Source organism: Sphaerochaeta sp., assembly GCA_022482495.1.
Taxonomy (GTDB): Bacteria; Spirochaetota; Spirochaetia; order Sphaerochaetales; family Sphaerochaetaceae; genus RUG023.
In genome coordinates this window covers 43,742-56,415 of record JAKVPA010000002.1, presented here as the reverse complement: position 1 = coordinate 56,415, position 12,674 = coordinate 43,742, and the positions used below count along the sequence as shown (strand labels likewise).

Annotated in this window: 12 protein-coding genes; 11 read left to right on the top strand and 1 reads right to left on the bottom strand. The window is 59.5% G+C overall.

What is annotated here, in order from left to right:
* Positions 1-11: 11 nt before the first annotated feature.
* The 10 genes from LKE28_02920 (at position 12) to LKE28_02875 (ending at position 10,046) form a co-directional block, all read left to right on the top strand.
* Positions 12-935, top strand: coding sequence for an ABC transporter permease subunit (locus LKE28_02920; GenBank protein ID MCH3907213.1), 924 nt, complete (start codon positions 12-14; stop codon positions 933-935).
* Positions 936-942: 7 nt separating this feature from the next.
* Positions 943-1,821, top strand: coding sequence for a carbohydrate ABC transporter permease (locus tag LKE28_02915; GenBank protein ID MCH3907212.1), 879 nt, complete (start codon positions 943-945; stop codon positions 1,819-1,821).
* 77 nt (positions 1,822-1,898) lie between these two features.
* A complete protein-coding gene (locus LKE28_02910; protein ID MCH3907211.1) occupies positions 1,899-2,234 on the top strand; it encodes an NGG1p interacting factor NIF3 in 336 nt (111 codons plus the stop codon).
* Positions 2,218-3,375: a homocysteine biosynthesis protein gene (locus tag LKE28_02905; protein ID MCH3907210.1), complete on the top strand. Its 1,158-nt coding sequence runs from the start codon at positions 2,218-2,220 to the stop codon at positions 3,373-3,375. Before LKE28_02910 ends, LKE28_02905 begins: the two co-directional genes overlap by 17 nt.
* Positions 3,372-3,770, top strand: coding sequence for a 4Fe-4S binding protein (locus LKE28_02900; GenBank protein ID MCH3907209.1), 399 nt, complete (start codon positions 3,372-3,374; stop codon positions 3,768-3,770). The genes LKE28_02905 and LKE28_02900 overlap by 4 nt, the downstream gene beginning before the upstream one ends.
* Complete coding sequence (locus LKE28_02895; protein ID MCH3907208.1) at positions 3,710-4,504, top strand: UPF0280 family protein; 795 nt, start codon at positions 3,710-3,712, stop codon at positions 4,502-4,504. Before LKE28_02900 ends, LKE28_02895 begins: the two co-directional genes overlap by 61 nt.
* Positions 4,501-7,962, top strand: a complete 3,462-nt coding sequence (gene metH / locus LKE28_02890) for a methionine synthase (GenBank protein ID MCH3907207.1) — start codon at positions 4,501-4,503, stop codon at positions 7,960-7,962. Before LKE28_02895 ends, metH begins: the two co-directional genes overlap by 4 nt.
* Positions 7,949-8,902, top strand: coding sequence for a methylenetetrahydrofolate reductase (locus LKE28_02885; protein MCH3907206.1), 954 nt, complete (start codon positions 7,949-7,951; stop codon positions 8,900-8,902). Before metH ends, LKE28_02885 begins: the two co-directional genes overlap by 14 nt.
* 108 nt (positions 8,903-9,010) lie before the next feature.
* Complete coding sequence (locus LKE28_02880; protein MCH3907205.1) at positions 9,011-9,439, top strand: hypothetical protein; 429 nt, start codon at positions 9,011-9,013, stop codon at positions 9,437-9,439.
* A 67-nt stretch (positions 9,440-9,506) separates the two neighbouring features.
* The gene (locus LKE28_02875) at positions 9,507-10,046 is read left to right on the top strand and encodes an NUDIX hydrolase (protein MCH3907204.1); all 540 of its coding nucleotides are present in this window, start codon (positions 9,507-9,509) and stop codon (positions 10,044-10,046) included.
* Here the strand turns inward: LKE28_02875 and LKE28_02870 are convergent.
* Positions 10,030-10,692, bottom strand: a complete 663-nt coding sequence (locus tag LKE28_02870) for an endonuclease III (protein ID MCH3907203.1) — start codon at positions 10,690-10,692, stop codon at positions 10,030-10,032. The genes LKE28_02875 and LKE28_02870 overlap by 17 nt on opposite strands.
* A 79-nt stretch (positions 10,693-10,771) precedes the next feature.
* Between LKE28_02870 and aroF the strand changes: the two genes are divergently transcribed.
* Entirely contained in the window at positions 10,772-12,673 is a 1,902-nt protein-coding gene (gene aroF, locus LKE28_02865; GenBank protein ID MCH3907202.1) for a 3-deoxy-7-phosphoheptulonate synthase, read from the top strand.
* Position 12,674: the final 1 nt, after the last annotated feature.

Here is a 12,674-nt window from a genome sequence, read left to right as displayed (position 1 = left end):
AGAAGGGCGATATGCGGAAGAGCCAACAGTCCGGCTGGAAGCGGTACCTTGCGCGATACTGGCATCTGTATGCCATGATGGCGCTTCCGCTCGCCTATTTCATTATTTTCAAATACCTGCCCATGTTCGGCAACGTGCTGGCGTTCCGCCGGTACCGGCCGGGCATGGGGCCCTGGGGTACGGAATGGGTTGGAACCCGGTATTTCCAACGGTTCTTCCAGGATCCGGCGTTCTGGTCGGCGTTCCGGAACACCTTGTTGTTGTCCCTGCTCAATCTGGTGATCAATTTCCCCATTCCGGTGATCTTCGCCATTCTGCTCAATGAAGTTCGGAACGTCAGGTACAAAAAAGTGGTGCAGACCGTCTCCTACATGCCGCGGTTCGTCTCCACCGTAGTGGTCATCGCCATCATCAGCGATCTGCTTTCCCCCTCATCCGGCGTGTTGAACCATTTTCTTTCGTCGCTTTCCGGCAAAGAGCCGGTCTACTATATGAATGATCCCCGGTATTTCCGCAGGATCTACGTCCTGCTGGACACCTGGCAGTACACAGGGTGGACGGCCATCATCTACCTGGCTGCCATCACCTCCATCCCGCAGGAACTGTATGAAGCGGCGACGATTGACGGGGCGGGCCACTGGCAGCAGATCTGGTACGTGACCATCCCGTCCATCCTGCCGACCATCATGATCATGTTGATCATGAACGTCGGGCGTCTGCTTTCCCTGGGCTTTGAGAAAGTGTTGCTGATGTACACGCCGGCGAACAGCGGCGTGTCGGATATCCTGGATACCCTGGTGTACCGTACCGGGCTTGCCAACCAGAATTATTCCTACGCGACGGCCATCGGCCTGTTCACCGGGGTGATCGGTGTCATCCTCGTCGCCTCGTCCAACGCGCTGTCCCGCAGACTTACCGGCGACAGCATCTACTGAGGTGCCCATGAAGACGTACAAGACCCCGAAAACCATCGCCTATTACACCTGCATCGATATCGTGATGTTCCTGGTGCTGTTGATCTGCCTGGTGCCATTTTTGTACATCATTGCCGCCTCCCTTTCCTCATCGGAGGCGATCGTCAACGGAGAGGTGTTCATCATCCCACGGGGGGTGAATCTCCAGGCGTACCGCCAGATCTTCTCCTATCCCAACTTTTTCCGGGCCTATGGGAACACGATCTTCTACACGGTGTTCGGCACGTTGATCGCCCTGGCCATGACGATCCTGTTCGCCTATCCCCTGTCCAAAAGTTGGCTTCGGGGGAACAAGTTCGTCATGAAGCTGGTGATCTTCAGCATGTTCTTCTCCGGCGGCATGATCCCCAACTACCTGTTGATCAGCAACCTCCACCTGGCCAACACCCGGTGGGCAATTCTGATCCCGTTCTGCATCAACCAGTTCAATTTGATTTTGTTGATCAACTTCTTCAAATCAATTCCCCAGGACATCGAGGAAGCCGCGGTGATCGACGGCCTGAACTATGGAGGAATCCTGGTCAGGATCGTCCTTCCGCTCTCCGGGGCGGGGATCGCCACCATCGCCCTGTACACCGCCGTCTTTTTCTGGAACGACTGGTTCAATTCGTTGATCTACCTGAAGAGCTCCCAGTTCCCGGTGATGCTGTTCCTCCGGAACATCGTCAACGGGACGACGATGCTCGGCGGAGACGCCGGCTCGGCCGGCGGCGCCGACAAAGGGGCGTTGTCCCTGTCCATCAAGAGCGCCGTCATTCTGGTCTCCACGCTTCCCATCATCATGATCTACCCGTTCGTCCAACGGTTCTTTGTCAAAGGAGTGCTGGTCGGTTCCGTCAAAGGATGATGCGTTTTTTGCATCTGCATGCATTCCGTATTCCTTTTTCACTTGCTCCTGAGGAAAGAACGGCATACCATGACCATATGTATGTACTGGTAACGTATGTGCCCGAATCCCATCTGGAGGCGGTCAAGCAGGCGTTGTTTGACGCAGGATGCGGATGTATGGACGGCTATGACCACTGTTGCTGGACGGTCAAAGGGGAAGGGCAGTTCCGCCCGTTGTTTGGGAGTGATCCGTTTCTCGGCAAGGTCGGAAAGCTGGAAAAGGTCGTGGAGTACCGCATCGAGGTGGTGGTGGACGAACTGCACGCCGCCCAGGCGGTGGAAGCGCTGAAGCGCGCCCATCCGTACGAAGTACCTGCCTATCATTTGATCAACGTGATGACGATCGGAGGAACGGATGGCCAAGACCATTAGGGAAATCAACGAAAAGATCGCGAACGGTTCGGTGGTGGTGATGACCGCCGAGGAATTCACCCGTCTTGCCAAGGAAAAGGACTGCGCCACCTTGGCCAAGGAAGTGGATGTCGTCACAACGGCGACGTTCGGGCCGATGTGCTCATCCGGCGCGGTGATCAACTTCGGTCATTGGAAGCCGGGAATCCGGATGGAAGAGATCGAGATCAACGGGGTGGACTGCTACGAAGGGCTGGCCGCGGTGGACAGCTACATCGGAGCCACGGCGGAGAGCCGGTACGACAACGCCTACGGCGGCGCCAACGTCATCCAGGATCTGGTCGACGGCAAGCAGGTGCATCTCCATGCACGGGGAAAAGGGACGGACTGCTATCCGACCAAGGAGATCGACACCTGGATCACCAAGGATACGGTCAACGAGTTCTACCTGTTCAATCCCCGCAACGCCTACCAGAACTACGCGGCGGCGACCAATGGGTCGGATGCCATCATGTACACCTACATGGGGTGCCTGCTGCCCCATCGGAACAACGTGACCTATTCCACTTCCGGCGAGCTTTCCCCACTGCTCAACGATCCATACCTGCGGACCATTGGCATCGGGACACGGATCTTCCTTGGGGGGGCGACGGGATACGTCGTCTGGAACGGCACCCAGTTCAATACGATGCAGAAGCGGAACGACAAAGGCATTCCCCTTGGAGGAGCGGCCACCTTGGCCGTGGTGGGGAACGCCAAGGAGATGACCACCGAATATCTGCGCGCCGCGTACTTCTACAAGTACGGCGTGTCGATGTTCGTCGGACTGGGGATCCCCATCCCGGTGCTGGACGAGGAAATGGCGACGCGGCTTTCCATCAGCAACCGGGAGATCGAGACGGTGGTGTGTGACTATGCCCAGAGCGGGCATCCCGCCATCGCCCGGACCAACTATGAACAGCTGCGCAGCGGACGCATTCAGCTTGACGGCCGGACGGTCCATACCGCCCCGATGTCCTCCCTGGCAAAAGCCCGGGAGATCGCCGGTATTCTCTCCGGATGGATCAAGGATGGGAAATTCCTGCTTACCGAACCGGTGGCGTCATTTCCCACGGAAAGCTCTGTGCGGCCGTTGGAGCCGCGGCAAAAGGAGGAAGTATGAAACGCAGGTATACGCTTCGGTTCTCTCCACGGATGGTGGACAAGCCGGTGGTGGGAAAACTGGTCAAGTCGTATGATCTGGAGATCAACATCCTCAACGCCGATGTGGCAAGCGGCAAGGGCGGCATGCTGGTGGTGGAGTTTGAGGGAACGGCCTCCCATCTGAAAGATGCCGTGGCATGGCTGGAAAGCTATGGAGTCACCGTCTCTCCGATGGCCTCTGACATCCTGTTTGTGCAGGATAAATGCGTGCACTGCGGTTCCTGTACCGCTGTTTGCCAGAGCGGGGCGCTGTCGCTGGACAAGGATGCCCATCTGGTGTACGACCCATCCCGGTGCGTGGTCTGCGGGCTGTGCGTCCACGCCTGTCCGCTCCGGTTGTTCTCCGTGGCGTAATGTATCAGGAACGCACCTATCGGAACGGAATGTTGGATGGACGGTTTTCCACCGTCACGTTCAGTGTGCAGGAAACCGATCTTTTCATCGGATGGACGCCCTCTGTGGATTCCGGCCGGATCCGGGATGCGGCACGACACCTGGTGGTGTCACTTCGTAGCCAGATCCGTTCCGCCTCTGACCCTCGATTCCTGACAAGCCTGACGCCGCTTGCCGGCGATGGAGAAACACCTCTCTTGGCTGCAATGCTCCAGGCGGGAAGAGCCGCCGGGGTCGGCCCGATGGCCTCGGTGGCCGGAGCCATCGCCCAAGAGGTGGGATCGGCGCTGAAGCGGCGGTTCTCTCTGGATGAAGTGGTGGTGGAGAACGGCGGGGATCTGTTTGTGGATGTCCGGGAATCCATCGTGGTGAAGGTGGTCGCACCGGGAAACCCGCTGGATGGGAGAATCGGGATCCGTGTTCTTCCTTCATCCTGTCCGATCGGAATCGCCACCTCCAGCGGTACGACGGGACCTTCGTTGAGTTTCGGATCTGCCGATGCCGTGATGGTCGCCTGTCAGGACGCGGCCCTGGCCGATGCGTACGCCACGGCGTTCTGCAACCGGGTGCATGGGGAGAATGACCTCCCTTCGGTGGCGCGGCAGGCGAAAATATTGCATACTGTAAAGGGATTTCTGGCGCTGTGCGGTGACAAGCTTGCCGTGGCGGGAGATTTGGAGGTGGTTTCGCTATGAAGGATATCAGAGAGGCGGCAAGGGAACGCGTGCTGGTGCTGGATGGCGCCATGGGCACGATGATCCAGGCGCACCATCTGGATGCTTCGGCGTTCTGGAATGCGCGCACCCAGACCAACGAACCCAGTTGCAATGAACTGCTCAACTTGAACCGGCCGGAGGTGATCGAATCGATCCACCGCGCCTATCTGGACGCAGGAGCGGACATCATTGAGACCAATACGTTCTGCGCCACCCGCTTTTCCTTGGAGGAATACGGCTTGGCTGAAGAGGTGCGGGCCATCAACCTTGCCGCCTGCGAGATCGCCCGGCGGGCCAGGGGCGGGCGGGAGGCGTGGATCGCCGGAGACATTGGGCCGGGGAAAGAATCACTCTCCCTTGCCGGCAACGTGGAGGACCCCACCTATCGGCGGCATACCTTTTCTGAATTCGTCGCCATGTACCGAGAGCAGGCCGAAGCGCTGCTGGATGGTGGTGTCGATCTCTTCTTGATCGAAACGCAGTACGATACGTTGGTGACCAAAAGCGCCATCCATGGGTGCCGGGAAGCGATGCAGGCGAACGGCCGGACCATCCCCCTCATGGTCAGCATGACCTTCAGTGACCAGAGTGGCCGGACGCTTGCCGGCCAGAGCCTTGAGAGCGTCATCGTCTCCCTGAGCGGCTACCCCCTGTTCTCCCTGGGGTTGAACTGTTCCACCGGACCGAAGGAGATGACGGACAAGATCCGCCAATTGGCCGCCACATCCCCGTTTCTCGTCTCCGCCCATCCCAACGCCGGGTTCCCTGACCAGGAAGGGAACTACCAGGTCGGGGCGGATGAGTTCGCCGCTACGCTTGCTTCCGTGGTACCGGACCTGAATATCGTCGGGGGCTGTTGCGGCACCACTCCGGATCATATCCGGGCCATCAAACAGCTGGTAGCAGGGAAGAAGCCGCAGATACCCGAAAAGGATGACCATGCGTTGCGCCTTGCCTCGTTGGACGTCCGTTCCCCCGAGAAGGGGAAGTTGTTCGTCATCGGGGAGCGGACCAACGTGGCGGGCTCGGCGAAGTTCGCCAAGCTTGCCGCGAACGGCGCCTGGGACGAGGCGCTTGCCATCGCCCGGGACGAAGTGGATCGTGGCGCCGATGTGTTGGACATCTGCATGGATGCCCCGCTTCTGGACGCCAAAACCGCGATGGTCACCTTCCTCCGGATGATCCAGAGCGATCCTTCGGTGAACCGCATCCCGGTGATGATCGACTCTTCCGACTTTTCCGTCATCCAGGCGGCGATGGAAGAGATCCAGGGCCGGTGCATCATCAACTCCATCTCCCTGAAGGAAGGGGAGGCGGTGTTCCTGGATCATGCCCGAGAGATCCAGCGCTTCGGGCACGCCATGGTGGTGATGTTGTTTGACGAGCAGGGTCAGGCGGATACGTTGGAGCGGAAGATCGCCTGCGCCCGCAGAAGCTGTGATCTGCTCTTTGGCGCGGGCATCAGGCCGGAAGACATCATCATCGATCCCAACGTGTTGGCCATCGCAACCGGCGTGCCGGAACATGACGGCTACGCCCGGGATTTCATCCAAGCGGTCGCGTGGATCCACCAGCACATCCCCCAGGTCCATGTCAGTGGCGGCGTGAGCAACCTCTCCTTCGCGTTCCGTGGAAACAACGCCATCCGAGGCGCCATGCATTCCGTCTTCCTGGACCTTTCCGGTCTGGATATGGCCATCATCAATCCCGGGATGGACCGGGATGTCTCCCATATCGGAGCGGAGGAACGGGAGATCATCAGCAGGGCGCTTCGCATCGGGGACCACGCCAGTGGCGAGGCTCTCATCGCCCTTGCCGGCGTGATGGTCCCCAGTGGCTCCCCCGTCAAAACGAAAACAGAAGTGGAAGCGTGGAAAACGCTCCCTCCCAAAGAACGACTCACCCAGGCGGTGGTCCATGGGGACGATTCCCTGCTCTCCCAGGACTTGGCCGCATTGGATGGCGAGGATCCGCTTTCCCTGGTGGAAGGTCCGTTGATGGACGGCATGGGAACGGTAGGGACGTTGTTCGGAGAAGGAAAGTTGTTCCTGCCCCAGGTGGTTCGCTCGGCCCGGACGATGCGCAAGGCGGTGGACATCCTCCAACCGAAGATCCAGAAAACCCTTTTGGGGAAACAGGTGGAGGGAGCGGCGAAGAAGAAGGTCGTCCTTGCCACGGTGAAAGGGGATGTGCACGACATCGGCAAGAACATCGTCTCATTGGTCCTCTCCTGCAACAACTTCGAGGTGCATGACCTCGGGGTGATGGTGGACGCCCCACGGATCTGGGAGGAAGCCGCGTCCTGCCATGCCGACCTGGTGGCCCTCTCCGGGTTGATCACCCCATCCCTTGGCGAGATGGCCCGGACGATCCAGTACTTCCAGGAGCGTGGCTCCCAGATCCCGATCTTCGTCGGAGGCGCGACGACCAGTCCGCTGTACACCGCCCTGAAACTCGTTCCGCTGTACGATGCTCCGGTGATCCAGACGACAGACGCCTCGGCGATGGCTTTGGCCGCCATGAAGGCAGTCGGAAAAGACAGGGAATCCTATTTTCAGAGCATCAAGGAAGCGTATCAGACGATGCGGGTCCCCAAAGAGCCTTTGCAGCGTCATTCGCTCGAAGAGGCGCTGACGCTTCAGAGGCAGAATCCCCATGGCTCGCAAAGTCCGGTGCATGGGGTCTTCCAGGTCGACCATTTCCCGGTGGAGGAATTGACGGCAACGATCAACTGGAAGGAGTTCACCCTTGCCTGGAACGTACCGTGGGGAAGTGAGGAAGCGGAGCGTGTGGTGCGGGACGGCAAAGCGCTTCTCTCTGAGCCCGCGTTTCTGGACAGCCTTCGTGCCGGCTGCCGGGCCGTCTATGGGATCTTCCCCGCCTCCAGCGACCGGATGACGGTGCGTATCGGGGACCATGATTTCCATTTTCTCCGCAACGAAGCCACCGGGCTGTGCCTTGCCGATTTCATCGCCCGGGAGAATGATACGGCGGGACTGTTCGTCGTCTCCAGCGAGCTTGCCCGATGGGAGGAACAGGATCCGTACCGCCGCCTGCTTGGGCAGATGCTGTACGACCGGATGGCCGAAGTGCTTGCCGAAGAGACCCAACGGCGGATGATCGTAACGTGGGGCGCGCAGACGGCGGTGATCCGTCCGGCACCGGGGTATCCCACCTGTCCGGACCACAGTGAGAAGCGGACGTTGTTCGACGCGTTGGACGCCACCGCAAGGATCGGGGTACGTCTGACGGAAACCTATGCGATGGATCCTCCCTCGTCGATCTGCGCCGTGGTCATTGCCGCTCCGATGGTCCGGTATTTCTCCGTAGGAAAGATATCCCGTCGGCAATTGGAACACTATGCCCGATGCAAAAGGGTGCCGGCGGACCAGCTGGTCCCGTTCATCCAGGAGGTTGCGGAAGATGAAAGTCACTGAGATTCTTGCCAAGGCGACAAAACCACTGTTCACCTTTGAAGTCGTTCCCCCGTTGAAGGGAGCCAACATCCAGTCATTGCTGCAGACCATCCGGACGCTCAGCGCATACCAACCGGCGTACATCAACATCACCAACCATCAGAGCGAGGTGGTGTATGTCGACCGGCCGGACGGATTGGTGGAACGGAAGGTGGTCCACAAGCGGCCGGGGACGGTTGCCCTCTCCGCGTTGATCCAGTATACGTTCGGCATTCCGGTGGTCAGCCACATCATCTGCGGCGGCCAAAGCGCCGAGGAGATCGAGAACAGCCTGGTGGAGCTGAATTTTCTGGGGATCGACAACGTCCTGGCCCTGCGTGGCGATCCTCCGGCCGGCCAGAAGCGGTTCGTTCCGGTCCCCGGCGGGTGGAGCCACAGCGACCAACTGGTCGGGCAGATCGTCGATCTGAACCATGGGAAATATCTGGAAGAGACGGTGAAAGCGCCGGTCGCCACAGATTTCTGCATCGGGGTGGCGGGCTACCCGGAAAAGCACGCCGAGGCACCCAACGGGGAAGACGACATCGCCAACCTGAAACGGAAGGTGGAGAAGGGGGCGGGGTACGTCGTCACCCAACTGTTCTATGACAACGCCCGCTACTACGCGTTCGTCGACGCCTGCCGCACGGCGGGCATCACCTGTCCGATCATCCCCGGCCTGAAGCCGCTCTCCAGCAGGAAGGATCTGGAGACCATTCCCCAGACGTTCCACGTGGACATTCCCAAGGATCTTGCCGATGCGGTGCAGAAGGCACCCGACCTGAAGGCGATCAAGGCCGTCGGAGTGGAGTGGGCCATCATGCAGACCAAGGATCTGCTTTCCCATCAGGTACCGGGCGTCCACTACTATACGCTGGGCAAACCGGAGGCGGTGGCCGGCGTGGTGGAGGCCTCGTTCTGAGTCTCTAGCCAAGCGGGAATGTTTCGTGTACCATCCAGACAGAGTGTCGGGAACAGCTGTTCCTGTACGAAAACGTTCGGAAAGGAAGGAAGTGTATGGCAGCAAAGAGTGGCAGTCAAAGACCAACAGAGTGTGCTGAAGATCATCATCAGCCTGATGTTCGTCGCCATGGGCGTCGAAGGATTTGTCAAAGGAAAGAGTGGGCAGGCGATCGGTCATCTGTATACGTTTGTCGCTGATCTGTTCGGCAAAGCGGGTGACAGTTTTGTCATTATCGTCGGCGCGGTGATTTTCCTGGCGGGCTTGTGCGTGCTGGCCTCGATGTTCATCAAGCAGATTCCCGGCAAAGTGGTCACCGTCTCCATGATCATTTTGATGGTGATCTGGGCGCTCACCATCATCTTCGCCGATTTTGTCGACGGCTTCGGCGACATCAACGATTTCGTCAGCTTCATGGTGTGGCTTGAGACGTTCCTGGTCCATGTGATCGTTCTGTCCGCCACCGTCTCCGCCTATGGCGGGGCGCTTCGCGGCTGAGGAGCATACAACAATCGGGAAAGGGGCGCTCCGGCGCCCTTTTTCCATGTAGAGGGAGAGGATTGCCATGGTTGAGACGGTTTCCAAAAAGACGTTGTTGCAGGGATCGTTCTGGTCGTTCACCGAAGAAGGGGTTCGGCTTCCTGACGGGACGGTACGGGAATACCATCTGCTCAACCACCCCGGCGGGGTGGCGGTACTGGCCATCAACGGGGAAGGAAAGATCGCGTTGGAGAAGCAGTACCGGTACGCCATGGGAAAGGAGTGTATCGAGATTCCCGCGGGAAAACGGGACAAGGGTCCGGAGTCTCCGGAGGCGGGAGCCCGTCGGGAACTTCAGGAGGAGACGGGGTGCACGGCGAACACGATGCTGCCTCTGGGGGAAGTGTATCCGTCCCCCGGTATGGTGACGGAGAAACTGTTCCTGTTTCTCGCCACCGGTCTTACCCAGGGGGAACGGCATTTGGACGACGATGAGTTCATCCAGGTGATGTGGAAGACGCCCGCCGAGGTGCAGTCGATGATTCTGGACGGTACCGTCAAGGACGCCAAGACGATCTGCGCGTTCTTCCTGGCCAAAGCCAAGGGGTTCATCGCGCTTTCGTAACTCCGATCTTTGGGCAGTGGCCCGCTTCCGGGCAACGGGAGCATTTGGGACTGACCGGGGTGCAGACCAGTTGTCCGAAGGATACCAGCAGTTCGTTCATCGGGATCCAGTGTTTGGGTGGCATGACGCTCTGCAGCGCTTTTTCCGTCTCTTCCGGGCTTTTGGTCTTCACCCAGCCCATCCGGTTGGCGATCTGGTGCACATGGCAGTCGACGCAGAGCGCGTTGATGCCGAAACCCAGGTTCAGCGTCAGGTTGGCCGTCTTGATTCCCACGCCGGGAAGATCCATCAACGCCTTCTGGTCGGCCGGCACGGCTCCGCCGTACCGATCGATCAGCAGGTGGGAGATGGAGAGGATCTGCTGGGCTTTGCGCTGGTAGAAGCCTGCGGGGAAGATCGCCTGTTCGATTTCTTTCTGGCTGAGGCGCACCATCGCCTGAGGGGTGTCCGCCAGGGCGAACAGCCTTCGGGATGCTTCCAGCGTCACCTGGTCTTTGGTCCGGAGCGACAGCAATGTGCTGATCAGCACCCGGTAGGGATCCTGTTTTTCCCGGGCGATCTGGGAGACGGAGGGAAGATCCCCTCCCGCCTGGACGACTGCGTTCCGCATCCGGTCGAACATTGCGTCCCATGCTGCTTCTGTCATGGTTTCAGTATACCCGAACAGGGGATGCCGTTTCATCCCCCGCTTGTTTTTTTCCGCTGAACATTCTAGCATTTTCCGTATGATTGTCGTACTGAACAAAAACATCACCGACCAGCAGAAACATGATTTGAGGAGTTTCCTCTCTTCCAAAGGACTGCAGGTCCATGAGATTGTCGGAGCTGAGGAGACGGTGTTCGGCGCCGTTGGTGTCTGCAGGATCGATCCCCGGGAAGTGGAACTGCTCCCCGGCGTGGAGAAGGTCATCCCCATCTCCAAACCTTACAAGCTTGCCAGCCGGGAACTGAAGAAGGAAGACACCATCGTCTCGGTGGGGAAGGTGAAGATCGGCGGAGGGCGGATCGTCGCCATCGCCGGTCCGTGCGCCGTGGAGAGCCGCGACCAGATCATGCGGATCGCATCCCTGGTCCGGGACGCCGGCGCGGTGATGCTCCGTGGCGGAGCGTTCAAACCGCGGACCAGCCCGTACTCGTTCCAGGGATTGGGCGAGGAAGGGTTGAAATACCTGAAGGAAGCCGGTGAGAAGTACGATATGCCGGTGACCACCGAGATCGTCAGTCCATCCAACGTCGACATGATGAAGGACTACGTGGACATGTTCCAGATCGGCGCGCGGAACATGCAAAACTTCGAGCTTCTCAAAGCGGTGGGGAAGACCGGGATGCCCGTCCTATTGAAACGGGGCATCGCCGCCACCATCGAGGAGTGGTTGATGGCCGCCGAGTATCTGATGAGCAGCGGCACCGACCAGGTGGTGCTGTGCGAGCGGGGTATCCGCACCTATGAGCGCGCCACCCGCAACACGTTGGACTGCTCCGCCATCCCGGTGGTGCAGAAACTGACCCACCTGCCGGTCATCGGGGATCCGTCCCACGCCACCGGCCTGAGGGATCTGGTCAACCCGATGAGCCTTGCCATCATCTCCAGCGGCGCGTCAGGCATCATCGTCGAGGTGCATGACCATCCGGATGTCGCGTTGAGCGACGGCCCCCAGTCACTGTATCCCCAGCAGTTCGAGAAACTGATGCGTGATGTGGAGGCGTTGGCTCCGGTGGTCGGCAAGAGCCTGGAGCGGATCCCCCGCACCTCGTTGATCACCACCACCGAGGTGGATGTCACCCCGCAGATGCAGGATGCCGTGGCGTTCCAGGGAGAGCGTGGCGCCTACAGCGAATTGGCCGTCACCCGCCTGTTCGGCGAAAAAACAGCGGTACGCCCCTGCCCGACGTTCAAGGATGTGTTCGATGCGGTGGACAAAGGGGAAGTGAAGTACGGTGTCGTTCCGGTGGAAAACACCCTGGGCGGCACGATCTATGACACGCTGGATCTTCTGGCGCTCCATCCGGGCATCAAAGTGGTGGGAGAGCAGCAGGTCAGGATCATCCACAGCCTGGTGGTCATCCCCGGTACCAAGATGGAAGATATCCGCGAGGTGTATTCCCATCCCCAGGGGCTGGCCCAGTGCGCCCGGTTCCTGGAGAAGGAACTGCCCCAGGCCAAGCCTGTCTCCTACTACGATACGGCGGGAGCCGTGGCGTTCATCAAGGCGACGGGAGACCGGAGCAAGGCCGCCATCGCCGGAGCTCCGGCGGCGGCGTACCACAAGATGGAGGTGCTGCGTGAAGGCATCGAGACCAACCCCAGCAACTACACCCGTTTCTATGTGATCTGCCGTGAGGAGAACGAGGCGACGTTCATCTCCTCCAACATCCCCAACCGGGCCGTCATGTCGTTCAGCGTGAACGACAAGCCGGGCGCGTTGTTTGACGCGCTGCACGTCTTGTCCGTCCACAAACTCAACATGAAGAAACTGGAAAGCCGGCCGATTCTGGGCAAGCCGTGGGAGTATTCGTTCTTCATCGAAACGGAGATTCCCAATGAAGCGGCCTATCGTGATGTGGTGGAGGAGCTGAAGGGAGCCACCCAGACGCTTCGGCAGCACGGCGTATTCTTCGCCGGGTGAG

Coding starts and splice junctions, on each gene's coding strand:
- LKE28_02920 (MCH3907213.1), top strand. CDS start 12: ATGCGGAAGAGCCAACAGTCCGGCTGGAAGCGGTACCTTGCGCGATAC.
- LKE28_02915 (MCH3907212.1), top strand. CDS start 943: ATGAAGACGTACAAGACCCCGAAAACCATCGCCTATTACACCTGCATC.
- LKE28_02910 (MCH3907211.1), top strand. CDS start 1,899: ATGTATGTACTGGTAACGTATGTGCCCGAATCCCATCTGGAGGCGGTC.
- LKE28_02905 (MCH3907210.1), top strand. CDS start 2,218: ATGGCCAAGACCATTAGGGAAATCAACGAAAAGATCGCGAACGGTTCG.
- LKE28_02900 (MCH3907209.1), top strand. CDS start 3,372: ATGAAACGCAGGTATACGCTTCGGTTCTCTCCACGGATGGTGGACAAG.
- metH (MCH3907207.1), top strand. CDS start 4,501: ATGAAGGATATCAGAGAGGCGGCAAGGGAACGCGTGCTGGTGCTGGAT.
- LKE28_02885 (MCH3907206.1), top strand. CDS start 7,949: ATGAAAGTCACTGAGATTCTTGCCAAGGCGACAAAACCACTGTTCACC.
- LKE28_02875 (MCH3907204.1), top strand. CDS start 9,507: ATGGTTGAGACGGTTTCCAAAAAGACGTTGTTGCAGGGATCGTTCTGG.
- LKE28_02870 (MCH3907203.1), bottom strand. CDS start 10,692: ATGACAGAAGCAGCATGGGACGCAATGTTCGACCGGATGCGGAACGCA.
- aroF (MCH3907202.1), top strand. CDS start 10,772: ATGATTGTCGTACTGAACAAAAACATCACCGACCAGCAGAAACATGAT.